Genomic DNA, 16692 nt, shown 5'->3' on the forward strand with positions numbered 1-16692 from the left:
GACAAACTGCAAGAGATAACGAACTCTGACAACATGTCAGAGAACTGGTCTCCCGGAGACTCTCCGGCGATCGAGGCACGCGGTCTGGTCAAGATCTACGGGGCGGGCAGAGCGCTCGACGGGATCGACCTCACGGTTCGACGCGGACAGGTGTTCGGGCTTCTCGGCCCCAACGGAGCGGGCAAGACCACCACGATCCGCATTCTGGCCACCCTGACCCGGCCGGACGGCGGAACCGCCCGCGTCCTCGGCCACGATGTCCTGGCCGGGGCCGACGCGATCCGTTCCGAGGTCGCGGTGACCGGCCAGTTCGCTTCCCTGGACGAGGACTTGACCGGGCAGGAGAACCTGCGGCTGCTCGGCCGGCTCCGCGGCCTGTCACGGACGGCGGCCGCGCGGCGCGCGGACGACCTGCTCGCCGCGTTCGACCTGACCCGCTCGGCGGGCCGGCCCGTGAGCGGCTACTCGGGCGGCATGCGCCGCCGGCTCGACATCGGCGCCAGCCTGGTCGTCACCCCGGAACTCCTCTTCCTGGACGAACCGACCACCGGCCTCGACCCGCGCAGCCGCAAGCAGGTCTGGGAGCTGGTGCGCCGGATCACTGCGGCGGGCACCACGGTGCTCCTGACCACCCAGTACCTAGACGAGGCGGACCAGCTCGCCGACCGGATCGCGGTCGTCGACAACGGCCGGATCGTGGCCGAAGGCACCAGCACCCAGCTCAAGTCCCTTGTCGGGTCCGGGACTCTGCACCTGCGTCTGCTGGACGGCGGGCAACGTCCGCAGGCCCTGCGGATTCTGGCGGACGCGCTGGAGGGCACGATCCGCACCGCCGCCGACCCGCACTCCCTGTCCGTACTGCTCGCATCCCGGCCCGGCGGCACGGCGGACGTGGGCCGGCTGGTCGGCCGCGCGACAACTCGGCTCGCCGACGCGGGAGTCGGCGTCGCCGAGCTCTCCCTCGGCAGCCCCAGCCTGGAGGAGGCCTTCCTCACCCTGACCGGCCGCCCGGCCGAGTCCCCCGCCGAACCCGATGCCACCCTCGACCCCGCCGACGACCACGGCCCTGGCTACGACCACGGCCCCGCCGACGACCACAGCCCTGCCTACGACCACGAGGACGCGAGCGCATGAATCCCTCCGCTGCTCCTTCGCCCTCGGCCTCCTCCGCATCCGGCTCCGTGGCGGCCGAGACCGTGGCCGACCCGATCGACCTGCTGCTCGCCGCGGGACGCTCGCACGGCCGAGCGGGAGCGCTCGCCGCCTCCCTCACCTTCGGAAGCCGCTCGATCCTCAAGATCAAGCACGACCCCAAGCAACTCGTCGACTCGGCCGCCATCCCGATCCTCTTCACCGTCCTGTTCACCTACCTGTTCGGCGGTGCGGTCAGCGGCTCGACCGGGGACTACCTGACGGTCCTCCTGCCGGGCGTCCTCACCATGAGCATCGCCATCGTCACCATGTACGGCGGTGCCCGTCTGGCTCAGGACGTACGCAGCGGCGCCTTCGACCGGTTTCGCGGACTGCCCGTGTGGCGCGGCGCGTTCGTCCTCGGCGGGCTGCTCGGCGACGCGGCCCGGTACCTGTTCGCGTCCGCCGTCGTGGTGGGCCTGGGGCTGGCCATGGGCTACCGCCCCGGGGGCGGCGCGCCGGGTGTGCTCGCGGCAGTCGTCCTGGTCGTCGCTCTCGGGTTCTCGCTGTCCCTGCTGTGGGCCGCGGTCGCCCTGGTCGTCCGGGACCCGGCCGTCGTCATCAGCATCGCCAACGCCGTACTGATGCCTCTCTCGTTCGCCAGCAACATCTTCGTCCGGCCCGGCACGATGCCCGGTTGGCTGAGGGCCTTCGTCGACGTCAATCCGCTGAGCCACGTCGCTACGGCGGCACGGGGTCTGATGAACGGCTCCGGTGGTGCCGACGGAGCGCTCGTCTGGTCCCTGACGACCATCGCGGTCATCACCCTCGTCTGCGCCCCGGTCGCACTGCGCCTGTACGGGAGGCGGAGTTGAGAGGCGGAGTTGAGAGGCGGTTCACCCGCGGGAACGCACGGATACCCGACCCGCGAGGCCGGCCGCGCCGGCACCGACCTCGGGAAGACTGAGCCGCATGTCCGAACTCGCAGCCGAACCAACCGCGTTCATGGCCCGTTACGAGCGGGCCACCAACAGCCACGACATCGGCCTGGTGGCACCGCTGATCGCCGAGGATGCCAACTACTGGTTCTCCGACGGCTCCTACCGCGGCCGGGCCGAGATCACGGCGGCCGTCGCACGGACCTTCGCGAGGATCACCGACGAGGTCTACGAGATCGGCGACCTGGAGTGGGTCACCCTGACCGCCGACCACGCCGTGTGCCGCTACCGCTTCTCCTGGACCGGCTGCATCGACGGCCGCCCCGCGTCCGGGAGGGGGCGCGGCACCAACGTGATCGTGAAGCGCGACGGGGACTGGCGGATGCTGCACGAGCACCTGAGTCCGTGATCCGTCGCGCGTCCCGGACGTGCGGGGCGTCCGGCGCCCGGCCGCCCTACTTCCCGTGCGGGTCGGCCCCGTTGAGTGCTTCCACGACCTGGTCGTAGTCGCCGCGGGCCTCGCCGTAGCGGAGGAACTTGACTCGTTCGACCTGGATCTCCTTGGCGTCGGGCCGGGACTCCAGCAGGCCCACCGCCTCGGCGACGAACTCGTCGAGCGGCATGGCGACTTCGCTCTCCTCCTGTCCCGGCATCAACGCCGTGCGCACGGCGGGCGGTTCGAGTTCGACGATCTTGACCGAGGTGTCCGCGAACTGGAGCCGGACCGACTCGCTGAGCATGTGGATCGCGGCCTTCGAGGCGTTGTAACTGGGCGTGGCCTTGAGGGGTGTGAACGCGAGGCCCGACGACACGGTGATGATCGTGGCGTCCGGCTGCGCCTGGAGGTGTTCCACGAACGCGGCGATCAGCCTGATCGGGCCGAGGACGTTCGTCGTCACCGTCGACTCGGCGGAGGCGAGGAACGACTCGGGGTGGCGCCAGTCCTCGACGCGCATCACGCCGGCCATGGTGACGAGCACGTTGAGGTCGGGGTGCGCGGCCAGCACCTGCTTCGCGGCGGCGGTGATGCTCGCCGGGTCGGTGGTGTCGATCCGTACGGTGTCGATGCCGGGGTGCTCGGCGGCGATCCGCTCCAGCAGTTCCGTGCGGCGGCCGCCGACGATGACGGTGTTCCCCCTGGCCTTCAGCTCCAGGGCCAGGGCGAGGCCGATGCCGCTCGTGGAGCCGGGGACGAAGATGGTGTTTCCGGAGATGTTCATGCTCCGATCATTACCGTCCCGTCCCCTCACGTGCAGAGAGCGGTTGTCGGGGGATCGGCGGTCCCTGGCTCGGGCGTCCGCGCCGGACGATAATCGCCGCATGGACCGTGCAGCACTGGCAGACTTCCTGCGCCGCCGCCGCGAGGCGCTTCAGCCCGAGGACCTCGGCCTCCCCACGGGCGCGCGCAGGCGGACCCGCGGTCTGCGTCGCGAGGAGGTCGCGTCGCTCGCCGTGATGTCGACCGACTACTACACACGGCTGGAACAGCAGCGTGGCCCGCAGCCCAGCGAGCAGATGCTGGCGTCGCTCGCCCGGGCGCTGCGGCTGACGGCGGACGAGCGCGACTACCTGTACCGGACCGCCGGGCACAACGCGCCGACGATGTTGTCGGCCTCCCCGCATGTCGCGCCCGCGCTGCTGCGGGTGCTGGACCGCCTCGACGACACTCCCGCGCTCGTGCTGACCGACCTGGGCGAGACGCTCGTACAGAACCGGATGGCCGCCGCCCTGTTCGGCGACGCCTCGGGGTACACGGGGCTCTCCCGCAGCGCGATCTACCGGTGGTTCACCGATCCCGCGGAACGGTCCGTGTACCCCGAGGGTGACCGGGACCGGCAGAGCCGCGCCCAGGTCGCGAACCTGCGTGCCGCGTACGGGCTGCGGGGTCCCCGGTCGCGGGCCGGCGAGCTGGTGCGCGCCCTGGAGAGGACCAGCGAGGAGTTCGCCGGGCTGTGGGCGCGGCACGAGGTCGCTCAGCGGTTCGAGGACCACAAGACGCTCGTCCATCCGGAACTCGGTCCCATCGAGCTGGACTGCCAGGCCCTGTTCACCGAGGACCAGTCCCAGACGCTGCTCGTCCTCACCGCTCCGCCGCGGACCGAGGGCTACGAGAAGCTGCGGCTCCTCGCGGTCCTCGGGTTCGACCGCTTCGCGGGGACCGAGAGCTGACACGGTTCGGTGTGGCCCGCGGCTCGCGGGCCCTCGGCCCGCTGTGCTGGGTCGCCGTCGGTGCGCCCGTCGGCGGGTGGAGCCGCTACCGGGCGGCTTCGTCCGGCGGGAACTCGGCGGGGTACGGCTCCGCGAAGTCCGCGGAACGGCTGACCGCCTCCCACGCCTGTGCCTCCGCGAGCTGGCGGCGGGAGTGGTCGAGTGACATGTCGACCGCGTTGACGCCGAGGAGGAGGTGGCTGGGAAGGTGGCCGCGCTTGACGGTGCGGACGATGATCTCGGCGGCGCGCCACGGGTCTCCCGCCGGGCCGCTCTCGTTCTGCCGCATGCGGCTGTTCATCCGGCCGACGGTCTCCTCGTACCCCTCGGGGACCTCGTGCACGGTCATCGACGCTCCGGCCCAGTCGGTGGCGAAGCCGCTCGGCTCGACGACCATGACCTTCACGCCGAAGGGCGCCGTCTCGACCGCGAGCACCCGGCTGAAGCCGTCGACCGCGAACTTCGCGGCCTGGTAGGAGGCGATGCCGGGGGATCCGCCGACCCGGCCGCCGACCGAGGAGAACTGCACGACGGTGCCCGAGCCCTGCTCGCGCAGGACCGGGAGTGCGGCCCTGGTGACGTTGTAGACGCCCCAGAAGTTGGTCTCGAACTGGGTGCGGAAGTCGTCGTCGTCCGTGGTTTCGATCGGCGAGACGTTGGCGTACCCGGCGTTGTTGACGAGCACGTCGAGCCGGCCGAAGCGGGCCACCGCGGCCTTCACCGCCGCGTCGGCGGCGGCCGCGTCCGTGACGTCCAGCGCGAGCGGAAGGACACGGTCCCCGTACCGCTCGACGAGATCGGCGAGTTGTTCCGGCCGGCGGGCCGTGGCCACGACCAGGTCGCCCGCCTCCAGGGCGGTGGCGACGAGGGCGGCACCGAAGCCGCGCGAGGAACCGGTGACGAACCAGACCTGTTGTTGAGTCATAGCCCTAGCAAAACACGGTTGCGTTATTAACGCAACAGCGGTGCCTTATGGTGGACGCGGTTTACGATGCAGTCATGACCTCAACGGCACCCGGGTTCCAGCGCGCGCGCAGTGCGCGGGCCAAGCAGGAGCGCGAGACGGCGATCCTGGCCGCCGCCCGCGCGCTCGGCGCCGAGCGCGGCATCCGGGAGATCACGCTCACGGACGTCGCCGCGGCCGTGGGCATGCACAAATCCGCGCTGCTGCGCTACTTCGGGACCCGGGAGCAGATCTTTCTCGATCTCACCGCGCAGGACTGGCGCGACTGGTCGGCGGACCTCCGCGAACGTCTCGCCGCGTCGGTCCCCGCCACCCCGGACACCGTCCCGGGTGTGGCACGCGCCTTCGCCGGTTCCCTCGTCGCCCGGCCCCTGTTCTGCGACCTGCTCGCCCAGGCCCCGCTCAACCTGGAACGGAACGTGTCCACCGAGGCGGTGCGCGCCTTCAAGCTCGTCACGCTGGAAGAGGTCCGGTCCATCGGTGACGCGGTGCGCCGACTGCTCCCGCTCACGGAGACGCAGACCGTCGACCTGATCGCGACGGCGACGAGCATGGCCGGTGCCCTGTGGCAGATGGCCACCCCCGGCCCCCACATCCAGGCGCTCTACCGCAGCGATCCGCTACTCGCCCATGCCGTCGTCGACGTCGAACCGCGCCTGGTCCGCGTACTCGGCGCACTCCTGGCGGGCTTCACCGCCACTCCGCGGACCCCCTTGCCGCCACACGGGTGACCCACGGGGGCGCCCTCCGCGGCACGAGGCACGACCGGTCCGCAGCCGACCGGCCCCGAACCACGGCAGCGGGGGCGCCCGAGGACCACGAACCGGCCGCGCTCCCCGGCCCCGCCCATCCGGTGGCGGCGACGCGAAGGAAACGGAAACAGGGAGGTGAGAAGGAAGCCCCTCCATGGCCTCGCCGCGGCCAAGCTGCCGGTCGTCCGTGGGCGCGATCACCCAGGTTTTCGGGCCAGTTGGCTTCGTCCGCCGCTCCTGACCGCGCCCGACCCGAACCTGCGGGCGAGACGGTCACACCTCGGGGTGAGCGGATTGGACTGCCCGCTCACGGCCGCGCAACACTGCACGCAACAGGGCCTCTTGACACTCGCTGTAGTAGACACCGCGAGCTACCGAGAGGCCCTGCCCGCGTTCCCCGCCCGCGCGATCGGGGCGACACCTCCTACCGTTGCCCGCCGAGCGGGAACGCGATGTCGCAGACGACCTCGTCCTCGGCGATCGCGTCGGGTTCCGCCAGGTAGACCTCCCTGCACGAGAGCCTGCTGCCGGGGCGCGCGACGGCCTCCGGGCAGCAGGCGACCGCGTCGTAGGCGGCCAGGATGGCGGGATAGGCCCACTGCGCCTTGGTGATGGCTGTGTACGCCTCGTCGTGCGCGGGCTCGGTGCGGATGCCGATCAGGTCCGTCGGCAGGACATGATCGGGGCAGCCCAGGACAGCTTCGAGCGGGCCGTCGGACTCCCCGTCGACGGTGCCGTGGAAGATCAGGGTGAAGGGCCCGGTCGCCTCCGCGCCCCCGAGGTGCCGGGCGAAGGCCGCCTTCGCCTCGCGGACGAAGTCGTCCGTCTCCGGGGCGCGGAGCCGGCGTTGGACGGACATGACGCGGAGCGCCGGGACGTGGCGGGTCCGGATCGGGAACATCGGATCGTCTCCCTGTCGCAAGGTGGACTGGACGTGGCGGACGAGCAGTTTCCGGTTGGCGTGCTCGCGTTCGAGGTCGGCGAGGACGCGTTCCAGCCGTTCGACGGCCCGGTCGTCGGCGGCGTCAAGTTCCGCCAGTACCAGGCCGATGGTGGTCAGGCCGAGTCCGGCTCCCCTCAACAGCCCGACGATCCGGCCCGCACGTACCTGGCCGACGGCGTACCGCCGGTAGCCGTTGGCATCGGTGACGGCCGGACGGAGCAGACCGCTACGGTCGTAGATCCGCAGGGCCTTGTGGGTCAGTCGGGTACGCCGGGCGAACTCACCGATCGAGACCAGCGCACCCGGGGGATCAACGGCCATGACGGAATCCTCGCGCCTGCCCCAGGGGCAGGGTCAAGAACCTCCTGCGTGCGGCGTCCCGCGCCGGGCCGAGTCCGCCAGGCGGGCGGCGAACTCCGTTACACGAACGCGGAGTTCGTCCGGGCGCTCGATCACGAAGGGGCGGTCCAGGGAGGCGAGCAACGGGGGGAGCCAGTCGAGACGCTCGACGCGCATCTCGACGCGGGACCAGACCCCGGTGTCGCCGTGCGAGGCGGAACCCGGCCCGGAGTCCGCGTCGGGCACGGCCTCCGCGCCGGGCGGCAGTTGCTCGACGATCGCGACCCCGGCGGGCAGAACTCCTCGTACGTACTGGGCAGTTGCCTCGACCCGGAAGTGCACCTCGTGGCGGTACGGTGCCGTGGCCAGCCCCGACAGGACATGTTCGGCCGCGTCGAACCCGGCAGGGGGGTCGAACGAACCGGGCAGGGTCCTCGCGACGGCGATCCGGTCGAGCCGGAACGTCCTGTTCTCCCCGACAGCGGGGTCCTCCCCCGTCACGTACCACCTGCCCGCGTGGGCGACGAGCCCGTACGGGTGCAGGGTGCGGTCACTGCGTCTGCCGTCGGCCGCCGTGTAGTTGATCGACACGGGCCGGTGGTGGTGCACCGCGTCCGCGACGGCGAGCAGCACCTCGGTCCGCGGGGGCGTGGAACGGCCGGGTGAAGCCGTGAAGGCGACCGAGTCGAGCAGCGCGTCGAGTCTCCGGGCGAGACGTTCGGGCAGGACGCGCCGGATCTTGGCCGCCGCCGTCTCGCTCGCGGTCCCCGCCGCTCCGAGCAGACCGGCCCGCTGTCCGGCGAGCAGACCGAGCAGCACGGCAAGGGCTTCGTCGTCCCTGAGCATGAGCGGCGGCACGCGGTAGCCGGGGGCGAGCCGGTATCCGCCGTGGCGCCCTCGCACCGACTCGACGGGCACGTCCAGGTCGAGGAGGTGGTCCACGTAGCGCCGCACCGTGCGCTCGTCGACGTCGAGTCGGCCGGCGAGTTCGGCCACGGTCCGCAGCCCGCCCGACTGAAGGAGCTCCAGCAGGGTGAGTACGCGCGCGGTGGGTCTCGGCATACCGGGAAGTCTCCCACCGATACCGGGCGGTTTCTGTCCGGTATCGGTCGTAGCGTGAGGTCAGCGGCACGAAGCAGGAGCCGCAGCCCGACATCGGCCGGTGCCGGCCACCGCCCACACGACCCGCCCAGGAGCGACCCGCCATGGAAACCCCCCGGACCGCGCACACCAACCAGACCACGCAGACCGATTTCGTGTCGATCCGCGTCATCACCGCCGACGTGGCCCGTCTCGTCGGCTTCTACGAGCGCGTCACCGGAGTCCGGGCCGTCTGGTCGACCGAGGACTTCGCCGAACTCAGGACGGCCTCGGCGACCCTCGCCGTCGCGAGCACCCGTACCGTCCCCCTCTTCGCCCCGGGCGCGGCGGCGCCCGGCGACAACCGCAGTGTCATCCTCGAATTCCTGGTCGACGACGTGGACGCCGTGCACGCGAACCTGGCCGGCCTCGTGGACGACGTCGTCCAGAAGCCCACCACGATGCCCTGGGGCAACCGGTCCCTTCTGTTCCGGGACCCCGACGGCAACCTCGTCAACTTCTTCACGCCGGTCAGCGAGGCGGCGAGGGAGAAGTTCGCACGCTGACGCGGACGAGGCGCCGAGCACAGGCTCGTCCCTTGTCCGCGCGCCTCTCGCGTATCGCCCGCGTATCAGAAAACGCATACGCGCCCGCAACCGGGCGCCGTCTCCAATGGGAGCGTGAACGACTACGCATCAGTGCCGGACGCAGCAGTGCCGGCACTCTCCACCTCACCGGAACCGCCGCGCCGGACTCTTCGCCGCGCGGGCAGCATCGTGCTCCTGGGCCTGCTCGGCCTCTGCCTGGTGGGCGGCGCCATTGTGCTGCGCCGGCCGCTCATGATGTCCGCTCCGGTGTGTGTGGCAGGCCGTTGGCACGGCTGCCTCGACACGTTCAACGGCGTCGTCCTCATGACCCTGCTCACGCTGCCGGCGGCAGCCCTGGTGGCATGGGCCCTGGCACGGCGTCGGCGTGCCGCCGACGTCCCCCGGGCGTGGCGGACGTCGCTCGCGGAGGTCGGCATGGTGCACGGAACGGTGCCGTTCCTGTGGCTGACGATGATGCCGGGTGCCGGGGCCGGTGTCGTCCCCGGCAGGCTGAGCCTGATACCGCTGAAGGACCTGGCCACGATGGGAGCCCTCGGGATCGTGGGCAACCTGCTGGTCTTCGCGTCGCTGGGGTTCTTCGCGCCGATGCGGTTCGGCGCGCTGGCGTCGGTGCCGCGGGTGCTGGCGCTCGGGGCCGGGTGTTCGACCGTGGTCGAGATCGCGCAGTACGTGCTGCGGCTGGACCGGGTGTCGTCCGTCGACGACGTGCTGGTCAACACCGCGGGCGCCCTGCTGGCCGGGCTGGCGTCGCGCCGCTGGTGGCGTGCGCCGACGGAAGCGGCGTCGGACCGGGCCCGGTCCGCGCCCCGGCCGACCCCCACGGGCTGAACGTGCGGCGCGCCCTCCCCCGGACGCCTCGCGACCCGGTGCGTGCCCGCGACGGTGTCCGTCGGTTCCGCATACGTCGGCGATACGCCTCGCTGTTTAGGCTTCCGACATGCGCGTACTGATCGTGGAGGACGAGCCGTATCTCGCCGAGGCCGTCCGCGACGGTCTGCGGCTGGAGGCGATCGCCGCCGACATCGCCGGGGACGGCGACTCCGCCCTGGAAATGCTCGGCGTCAACTCCTACGACCTCGCGGTCCTGGACCGCGACATCCCCGGCCCGTCCGGTGACGAGGTCGCGCGGCGGATCGTCGCCTCCGGCAGCGGCATCCCGATCCTCATGCTCACGGCGGCCGACCGCATCGACGACAAGGCGTCCGGGTTCGGGCTCGGGGCCGACGACTACCTCACGAAGCCCTTCGAGCTACGGGAGTTGGTCCTGCGGCTGCGTGCGCTCGACCGGCGGCGTGCGTACGCGCGGCCCCCGGTCCGGGAGATCGCGGGCCTGCGGCTCGATCCCTTCCGCCGCGAGGTCTTCCGTGACGGCCGCTACGTGGCGCTCACGCGCAAGCAGTTCGCCGTCCTGGAGGTCCTCGTGGCCGCCGAGGGAGGTGTGGTCAGCGCCGAGGAGTTGCTGGAACGAGCCTGGGACGAGAACGCCGACCCGCTGACCAACGCCGTACGCATCACCGTTTCCGCACTGCGCAAGAGGCTCGGCGAGCCCTGGACCATCGCGACGGTGCCCGGCGTCGGCTACCGCATCGACGCGGGTACGCAGGCCGCCCCCGGCGCGGGCGCCACCGGCTCCGGCAGTCCGCGTGCGTAGGCGCCCGGGTCTCAGCGCCCGGCTGAAACTCACCCTGAGCTACGTCGGGTTCCTCGCCGTCGCCGGTGCCGCCCTGCTCGCCGTGGTGTGGGCGTACCTGCTGCGCTACGTGCCGGACAACTCCAGGGGGCTCCTCGGGGTCTCGCCCAACCGCTACCTCCTGGTGCACACCTTCGTCCCCGCCGCGGCGGTGGCGATGGCCTGCCTGCTCGTGTTCGGCCTGGCGGGCGGATGGCTCCTCGCCGGCCGAATGCTCGCGCCCCTCACCCGGATCACCGAGGCGGCGCGGACGGCCGGGAACGGAGCGCTGTCTCATCGGATCCGCCTGGGCGGCCGTCAGGACGAGTTCCGGGAGCTCTCCGACGCGTTCGACTCGATGCTCCAGCGGCTGGAGTCCCACGTAGCGGAGCAGCAGCGGTTCGCGGCGAACGCGTCGCACGAGCTGCGCACACCGCTCGCGATCTCGCGGACGCTCCTCGACGTCGCCCGCAAGGACCCGACCCGGAACCCCCGCGAACTCGTCGAACGCCTGCACGTCGTCACCACGCGGGCGATCGACCTCACCGAGGCGCTCCTGCTGCTCAGCCGCGGCGGGAGTGGCGAACTCACCCGCGAGGACGTCGACTTGTCCCTGCTCGCCGAGGAGGCCGCGGAGACGCTGCTCCCCCTGGCCGAGAAGCGCGGCACCACCCTCGACGTCACCGGCGGGGCCGCCCCGACGCACGGCTCCACGGAACTGCTGCTGCGGACGGTGACGAACCTCGTGCAGAACGCCGTCGTGCACAACCTCCCCGACGGCGGCACGGTGACCGTCGCCACCGGAACGGACGGGAACACGAGCGTGCTGCGCGTCGAGAACACCGGCCGGTCGCTCGCACCCGACCTGGTGCCGACCCTCGTCGAACCGTTCCAGCGGGGCACGGGGCGGACGCGGGCCGACGAGCACGACGGCGTCGGCCTGGGTCTGGCCATCGTGGCCGCCGTGGTCCGCGCCCACGACGGGACGCTCGACCTGGCCGCCCGTCCGGGAGGCGGTCTCCGCGTCACGGTGCGGTTTCCCCGTGGGTAGGTGCGCGGGAGACCTTCCTTCGCCGTGCGGATGGTTCGCCGAGCTGCAACTCCCCTCCTCTACGCGGGAGTTGTGGCCGACTCATCCACAACGCCGTGCCCGGGAACACGGAGTGACGCCCATGAGACGTCGACAGGTGCCCGGCGAACAGGTGTTGGTGCTCACGGACGCCCGCCGTCGGGCGTCGTCCCGGTCGGTGCCGAGGGCGGCCGGTATCCGCTCGGGAGCTGCTGCTCGGTCCAGATGATCTTTCCGTCGGGGGTGTAGCGGACGCCCCAGCGGCTGGCGAACTGGGAGACGAGGAACAGTCCGCGCCCGCCCTCGTCCATGGTCTCCGCGTACCGCAGGTGCGGGGTGGTGCTGCTGGCGTCGAAGACCTCGCAGATCAGGCTGCGGTCCAGCAGCAACCGCAGGCTGATCGGACCGGCGGCGTGGCGGATCGCGTTGGTGACGAGTTCGCTGAGGACGAGTTCGGTGACGAACCCGACGTCCTCCAGGCCCCATTCGGTGAGCTTCGCGTCGACCGCCGCGCGCACGTGCCGGACCGCCTCCGGGTCGGGCGGGACGTCCCAGTGCGCGACCTGGTACGCGGGCAGGGTGTGCGCGTGCGCCAGGACGAGGACGACGTCGTCGCCGGGCCGGCCGGGCAGCATCACGTCGACCACCGCCCCGCACGCCGCGTCGAGGTCGTCCCCGGCCAGTGTCAGGGCACGTCGCAGGGTCTCCAGGCCGACGTCGATGTCCCGGTCGCGGCGCTCGAAGAGGCCGTCGGTGAACAGGGCCAGGCGACTGCCGTCCGGTACGTCGACGTCGTGGGCCGTGAACGGCAGTCCCCCGATGCCCAGGGGCGGACCGGGAGGCACGTCGAGGATCTCGGCGGTGCCGTCCGGGCGGAGCAGGACCGGCGGCGGGTGACCCGCCGTGGCGACCGTGCAGCGGCCCTCGACAGGGTCGTAGACGGCGTACAGGCACGTGGCGCCGGTGATGGCGTACGGCTCACCGGTGTCCTGCGAGGTGTCGGAGTCGGAGGTCAACTCGTCGAGGCGGGCGAGGAGTTCGTCGGGCGGCAGGTCCAGCGAGGAGAAGTTGCGGACGGCGGTGCGCAGCCGGCCCATCGTGGCGGCCGCGTGCAGTCCGTGCCCGACGACGTCCCCCACGACCAGGGCGACACGTGCGCCGGGCAGCGGGATGACGTCGAACCAGTCCCCGCCGACGCCGGCCTGCGCGGGCAGGTACCGGTACGCGACGTCGAGGCCGTCCTGGTCAGGGATGGTCCTCGGCAGCAGGCTGCGCTGGAGCGACACCGCCATCACGTGTTCGCGGGTGTAGCGGCGGGCGTTCTCGATGCAGACCGCGGTGCGGGTGGCCAGTTCCTCGGCCAGGGTCGCGTCGTCCTCGTCGAACGCCTCGCGCTCCAGCCTGCGCCAGAAGTTCACCACCCCGACGACGACCCCGGCGGTGCGCAGCGGGGCGGTGACCAGGGAGCCCATGCCCTCCTCGACCACGCGCCGGACCTGCTCGGGTTCCGTGTCCTCGGTCCACGGGCCGGTCGCGACGCCCAGTGTCGCCTCGACCACCGCCCGGGTGCCGGTCGCCGCCCTGGCCTGGGGCGACGACGGGGCGAAGTGGATGTGCTCCCCCACGGGACGCAGGCCGTACTTCCCCGGCGGCGAGGGCGAGACGGTACGGCGGAGCTGCTGGGCGCCGGGCAAGGGTTCCTCCCCGTTGAGCACCGAGTCCGCGAGGTCGACGGTGACGGCGTCGGCGAACCGCGGCACGGCCACCTCGGCCAGTTCCTCGGCGGTCCGTCGCACGTCGAGCGTGGTGCCGATGGTGACACTCGCGTCGTAGAGCACCTTGAGGCGCTCGCTCGCCGCCTCGGCCTGACCGGAGAGCGCCTGCAGCTCCGTCGAGTCGCGCAGGGTGGTGACGGTGCCGGCGGGCACTCCGTAGCGGTCGAGCGACCTCTGGTTGACGGCGAGCAGCCGGCCGCCGGCCGCGTGCACCTCGTCGGAGACCTCGCGTCCCGAGACGAGCAGTTCGGCGATCGGCGGCACCATGTCCAGCTCGCGCACCTGCCTGCCCTGGGCGTCCTCGGGCAGCCCGAGAAGGCGTCGCGCCTCGTCGTTGACGAGCATCACCCGGCGTCCGGAGTCGACGATGACGACGCCCTCGCGCGTGGCGTGCAGTACGGCGTCGTGGTGCTCGTACATGCGGGTGATCTCGGCGGGTCCCAGGCCCCGGGTCTGCCGCAGCAGACCTCTGCTGATCAGTGCCGCGCCCACGACGGTCACCAGGACGGCGAGCGCACCGGTCCCCAGGACGGTCGGAAGCTGCCGGGTGAGTTCGGCGCCGAGGCTGGCCTCCCGCACTCCGACCGCGACGGCTCCGAGCACCTTGCCCTTGGCGTCGACCACCGGAACGACCGTGCGCACGGACGCACCACGCGGCCCGTCGCCGCGTCCGGTGGAGGTCTTGCCCTCCAGCACCGTGTCAACGTCCTGGTCGACCCGGCTCCCGACGAGTTCGGGCGTCGTGTTGGCGAGCCGGATCCCACCGCGGTCGAACACGGAGATGAAGTCGACCTCGGAGGTGTCGCCCACCTGCTCGGCCCACGACTGGAGCCGCGACGAGGGGTCGGAGGACTGGAGGGCGGCAACGGTGTCCGGCGCGTGGGCGAAGGTCTCCGCCACGCTCCGCGACTGGCTCGCCGCGCTGCGGGCGGCGTCGCGCTGGACGGTCAGCACCACTCCGACGACGGCACCCACCACGAGCAGCAGCACGGTCACGAGTTGGAGCACGAACATGCGCCCCACCACGGAGCGCACGTCCAGCAACGAGCCGACGATCCTGCCTCCGGCATGAGGAGGGGGTCGTGAGGCGTCACCCGACGTCCGTTCGGTCACAATCTCCACAATAGTTACCGAACGGGTTATATACCCGGGTCGATCACGGACGACGGTTGACGGCGCCGCGAAACAACAGCGCTTATATAAGCACTGTTACGATCTGCCGCATGCCCGAACCGGAGACAGCGAAGACACCGGAGCCACCGGATCCACTGACCCCCGCGCCCGCACGGAGCGCGGCCGACCCCACGCGGGAAAGCCTCTGGCGGCCGCTCCGTCTGCTTCAGGCGTCGATGGACGCGGACATCGAACGCATCTACACCGAGCAGCGGATCGACGGGCTCAAGCCGAGCTACGTGATGGAACTGCTCCGGCTCAACGCCCACGGGCCCATGACCATCGCGGAGCTGGCCGACTCGGTCGGGCGCACGCACTCGGCGCTGAGCCAGAAAGTCGCCGCCATGCGCTCCGCCGGCTGGGTCCAGACCGTCGTGGGCGCCGACGCGCGCACCAGGAAGGTGACGCTCACCGACCGGGCCCGCCGCGTGGTGGACCGGCTGGCCGCCGAGTGGCAGGCCACGGAGGCCGCGCTCGCCGAGTTGGAGGCGGAGATTCCGTACCCGCTCTCGCGGGTCGTCACCGACATCGGGCAGGCGCTTGAACGCAGGAGTTTCCACGACCGGATCGCCGAGAAGCTGACCCTGAACGCGGCCACGGATCCGAGCCCACCTCCGAAAACGAACCCGGGTTCGGAATGAGGCCGAACCGCGGGCGAAGGCGGTCCGGGCCGGTACTGCGGCAGTCACTGATGGACGTGACACCGCTGAAGTCGTCGCCGGCGTTCCGGCGACTGTGGATCGGACAGACCCTGGCCGGCTTCGGCAGCCAGATGACTCTCGTCGCCGTGATGTTCCAGATGTGGCGGACGACGGGGAGCACCACGTGGACAGGCGCCGTCGGTCTGGCGCAGGCGGTTCCGCTGGTGGTGTTCGGGCTGTTCGCCGGGTCGCTCGTCGACCGGGTGGACCGCCGGAAGTTCTATCTGCTCGCGTTGGGCGGGCAGGCGCTCTGCTCCCCCCTTCTCGTGCTCCAGGGCTACCTCCGGCCCCTGCCGGCCGCCGGGATCCTCGGGGTGGTGGCGCTCCAGTCCAGCTTCGCGGCGGGCACCGGACCGGCCTCGCGCACCTTCGTTCCGTACCTGCTGCCCAAGCACCGACTGGCCGCGGGGCTGGCGCTCCAGCGCGTCGCCTTCCAGGGCGCCATGCTGGCGGGGCCCGTGCTGGGCGGCCTGGTCGTCGGCGCGCTGGGGCTCGGCGCCTGCTACCTGGTCGACGCGCTGACGTTCGGTGCCGCCCTCTACGGGGCCTTCGGGCTGCCGCACATGAGGCCGGGCGGGGAGGCGGCGCGTCCGGGCCTGCGCGGTGTTCTCGACGGGCTCACCTTCTTGGCACGGACTCCCGTCGTCCGCGGGGCCCTGCTCACGGATCTGGCGGCCACCGCGTTGTCGATGCCCGTCAGCCTGTTCCCCCTGCTCAACTCGGAGCGGTTCGGGGGCGGTCCGCGCACTCTGGGCCTCTTCCTCAGCGCCTTGGCCGCGGGCGGTGTGGCGGCGTCACTGCTCTCCGGAACATTCGTCCGGCTGCCCCGCCCCGGCCTGGTCATGCTGGGCGGATCCGCGACGTGGGGAGTGGCGTTGACGTTGTTCGGCCTGGCTCCCAACGCCTGGGCGGGTCTGGTCTTCCTCACGTTGGCCGGTGCCGCCGACACCGTCTCGGTCGTCTCGCGCAGCACGGTGATCCAACTGCACACTCCTCAGGAGCTGTTGGGCCGCGTCGGCGCCGTCGAGCAGATCATCGGCCAGGCGGGCCCCGCCATCGGCAACGTACGCGGCGGGCTCGTCGCCGACGCGACCTCGGGCGCGGTGGCGCTGGTGAGCGGGGGGCTGCTGTGCCTGGGCGCCGTGGTGGCGGTGGGCGCGGCCACGGGAGAGCTGCGAGGGTTCAGCACGCCGGGTAGTCCGGCACCGGCACCGGAGGGTCAGGTGTGAACAACATCCGTGCAGCGCGCGGCGGTTCAGGTCCAGGAGTCCGGCGTCGGCTCGGGTCGGGCCCGGTCCGGTCGCGTCGTCCGGGACGGGCTTCGACGACTCCGGGTGGGACA

16 protein-coding genes are annotated in these 16692 nt (G+C 71.8%); 11 read left to right on the plus strand and 5 right to left on the minus strand.

The features are described from left to right. Nucleotides 1-33 precede the first annotated feature (33 nt). The 3 genes from ACFZA0_RS07080 (at nt 34) to ACFZA0_RS07090 (ending at nt 2478) form a co-directional block, all read left to right on the plus strand. Complete coding sequence (locus ACFZA0_RS07080) at nt 34-1134, plus strand: ATP-binding cassette domain-containing protein (protein ID WP_391012643.1); 1101 nt, start codon at nt 34-36, stop codon at nt 1132-1134. Then, on the plus strand, nt 1131-2006 hold the full coding sequence (locus tag ACFZA0_RS07085; RefSeq protein ID WP_391012646.1) for an ABC transporter permease: 876 nt from the start codon (nt 1131-1133) through the stop codon (nt 2004-2006). Before ACFZA0_RS07080 ends, ACFZA0_RS07085 begins: the two co-directional genes overlap by 4 nt. A gap of 97 nt (nt 2007-2103) precedes the next feature. Continuing rightward, a complete protein-coding gene (locus ACFZA0_RS07090) occupies nt 2104-2478 on the plus strand; it encodes a DUF4440 domain-containing protein (protein WP_391012649.1) in 375 nt (124 codons plus the stop codon). Between the two features lie 46 nt (nt 2479-2524). Here ACFZA0_RS07090 and ACFZA0_RS07095 read toward each other — a convergent pair whose 3' ends face one another. Then, nucleotides 2525-3289, minus strand: coding sequence for an SDR family NAD(P)-dependent oxidoreductase (locus ACFZA0_RS07095; protein ID WP_391012651.1), 765 nt, complete (start codon nt 3287-3289; stop codon nt 2525-2527). 100 nt (nt 3290-3389) lie between these two features. On the opposite strand from ACFZA0_RS07095, the gene ACFZA0_RS07100 reads away from it, so the two are divergent. Beyond that, nucleotides 3390-4238: a helix-turn-helix domain-containing protein gene (locus tag ACFZA0_RS07100; RefSeq protein WP_391012654.1), complete on the plus strand. Its 849-nt coding sequence runs from the start codon at nt 3390-3392 to the stop codon at nt 4236-4238. Nucleotides 4239-4323: 85 nt separating this feature from the next. On the opposite strand, the gene ACFZA0_RS07105 is transcribed toward ACFZA0_RS07100, so the two are convergent. Then, nucleotides 4324-5202: an SDR family NAD(P)-dependent oxidoreductase gene (locus tag ACFZA0_RS07105; RefSeq protein ID WP_391012657.1), complete on the minus strand. Its 879-nt coding sequence runs from the start codon at nt 5200-5202 to the stop codon at nt 4324-4326. A 74-nt stretch (nt 5203-5276) separates the two neighbouring features. Here ACFZA0_RS07105 and ACFZA0_RS07110 point away from each other — a divergent pair, with 74 nt between their 5' ends. Further along, a complete protein-coding gene (locus tag ACFZA0_RS07110) occupies nt 5277-5972 on the plus strand; it encodes a TetR family transcriptional regulator (protein ID WP_391012660.1) in 696 nt (231 codons plus the stop codon). A 445-nt stretch (nt 5973-6417) separates the two neighbouring features. On the opposite strand, the gene ACFZA0_RS07115 is transcribed toward ACFZA0_RS07110, so the two are convergent. Beyond that, the gene (locus ACFZA0_RS07115) at nt 6418-7257 is read right to left on the minus strand and encodes a MerR family DNA-binding transcriptional regulator (protein ID WP_391012663.1); all 840 of its coding nucleotides are present in this window, start codon (nt 7255-7257) and stop codon (nt 6418-6420) included. A 33-nt stretch (nt 7258-7290) separates the two neighbouring features. Continuing rightward, a complete protein-coding gene (locus ACFZA0_RS07120; RefSeq protein ID WP_391012666.1) occupies nt 7291-8337 on the minus strand; it encodes a WYL domain-containing protein in 1047 nt (348 codons plus the stop codon). Nucleotides 8338-8480: 143 nt separating this feature from the next. On the opposite strand from ACFZA0_RS07120, the gene ACFZA0_RS07125 reads away from it, so the two are divergent. The 4 genes from ACFZA0_RS07125 to ACFZA0_RS07140 all read left to right on the plus strand — a co-directional run bounded on the left by ACFZA0_RS07125 (nt 8481) and on the right by ACFZA0_RS07140 (nt 11683). Next, nucleotides 8481-8921 carry a VOC family protein gene (locus tag ACFZA0_RS07125; RefSeq protein WP_391012669.1) on the plus strand — a complete coding sequence of 147 codons (441 nt, stop codon included), beginning with the start codon at nt 8481-8483 and terminating at the stop codon, nt 8919-8921. 114 nt (nt 8922-9035) lie between these two features. Further along, the gene (locus ACFZA0_RS07130; protein WP_391012672.1) at nt 9036-9791 is read left to right on the plus strand and encodes a VanZ family protein; all 756 of its coding nucleotides are present in this window, start codon (nt 9036-9038) and stop codon (nt 9789-9791) included. Between the two features lie 109 nt (nt 9792-9900). Further along, nucleotides 9901-10614 carry a response regulator gene (locus ACFZA0_RS07135; RefSeq protein ID WP_391012675.1) on the plus strand — a complete coding sequence of 238 codons (714 nt, stop codon included), beginning with the start codon at nt 9901-9903 and terminating at the stop codon, nt 10612-10614. Next, nucleotides 10607-11683, plus strand: a complete 1077-nt coding sequence (locus ACFZA0_RS07140) for an ATP-binding protein (protein WP_391012679.1) — start codon at nt 10607-10609, stop codon at nt 11681-11683. The genes ACFZA0_RS07135 and ACFZA0_RS07140 overlap by 8 nt, the downstream gene beginning before the upstream one ends. A gap of 161 nt (nt 11684-11844) precedes the next feature. Here the strand turns inward: ACFZA0_RS07140 and ACFZA0_RS07145 are convergent, their stop codons facing one another. Then, on the minus strand, nt 11845-14511 hold the full coding sequence (locus ACFZA0_RS07145; RefSeq protein WP_391013525.1) for a SpoIIE family protein phosphatase: 2667 nt from the start codon (nt 14509-14511) through the stop codon (nt 11845-11847). A gap of 188 nt (nt 14512-14699) precedes the next feature. Between ACFZA0_RS07145 and ACFZA0_RS07150 the strand changes: the two genes are divergently transcribed. Further along, a complete protein-coding gene (locus ACFZA0_RS07150; protein ID WP_391012682.1) occupies nt 14700-15290 on the plus strand; it encodes a MarR family winged helix-turn-helix transcriptional regulator in 591 nt (196 codons plus the stop codon). 50 nt (nt 15291-15340) lie between these two features. Continuing rightward, entirely contained in the window at nt 15341-16579 is a 1239-nt protein-coding gene (locus ACFZA0_RS07155) for an MFS transporter (RefSeq protein ID WP_391012685.1), read from the plus strand. Nucleotides 16580-16692 lie beyond the last annotated feature (113 nt).

It is taken from the genome of Streptomyces sp. NPDC008150 (assembly GCF_042956945.1).
Classification (GTDB): Bacteria; Actinomycetota; Actinomycetes; order Streptomycetales; family Streptomycetaceae; genus Streptomyces.

What these genes read in the sequence shown, in the direction of transcription:
- ACFZA0_RS07080 (WP_391012643.1), top strand. Translation starts at nt 34, where the DNA reads ATGTCAGAGAACTGGTCTCCCGGAGACTCTCCGGCGATCGAGGCACGC.
- ACFZA0_RS07085 (WP_391012646.1), top strand. Translation starts at nt 1,131, where the DNA reads ATGAATCCCTCCGCTGCTCCTTCGCCCTCGGCCTCCTCCGCATCCGGC.
- ACFZA0_RS07090 (WP_391012649.1), top strand. Translation starts at nt 2,104, where the DNA reads ATGTCCGAACTCGCAGCCGAACCAACCGCGTTCATGGCCCGTTACGAG.
- ACFZA0_RS07095 (WP_391012651.1), bottom strand. Translation starts at nt 3,289, where the DNA reads ATGAACATCTCCGGAAACACCATCTTCGTCCCCGGCTCCACGAGCGGC.
- ACFZA0_RS07100 (WP_391012654.1), top strand. Translation starts at nt 3,390, where the DNA reads ATGGACCGTGCAGCACTGGCAGACTTCCTGCGCCGCCGCCGCGAGGCG.
- ACFZA0_RS07105 (WP_391012657.1), bottom strand. Translation starts at nt 5,202, where the DNA reads ATGACTCAACAACAGGTCTGGTTCGTCACCGGTTCCTCGCGCGGCTTC.
- ACFZA0_RS07110 (WP_391012660.1), top strand. Translation starts at nt 5,277, where the DNA reads ATGACCTCAACGGCACCCGGGTTCCAGCGCGCGCGCAGTGCGCGGGCC.
- ACFZA0_RS07115 (WP_391012663.1), bottom strand. Translation starts at nt 7,257, where the DNA reads ATGGCCGTTGATCCCCCGGGTGCGCTGGTCTCGATCGGTGAGTTCGCC.
- ACFZA0_RS07120 (WP_391012666.1), bottom strand. Translation starts at nt 8,337, where the DNA reads ATGCCGAGACCCACCGCGCGCGTACTCACCCTGCTGGAGCTCCTTCAG.
- ACFZA0_RS07125 (WP_391012669.1), top strand. Translation starts at nt 8,481, where the DNA reads ATGGAAACCCCCCGGACCGCGCACACCAACCAGACCACGCAGACCGAT.
- ACFZA0_RS07135 (WP_391012675.1), top strand. Translation starts at nt 9,901, where the DNA reads ATGCGCGTACTGATCGTGGAGGACGAGCCGTATCTCGCCGAGGCCGTC.
- ACFZA0_RS07150 (WP_391012682.1), top strand. Translation starts at nt 14,700, where the DNA reads ATGCCCGAACCGGAGACAGCGAAGACACCGGAGCCACCGGATCCACTG.
- ACFZA0_RS07155 (WP_391012685.1), top strand. Translation starts at nt 15,341, where the DNA reads ATGGACGTGACACCGCTGAAGTCGTCGCCGGCGTTCCGGCGACTGTGG.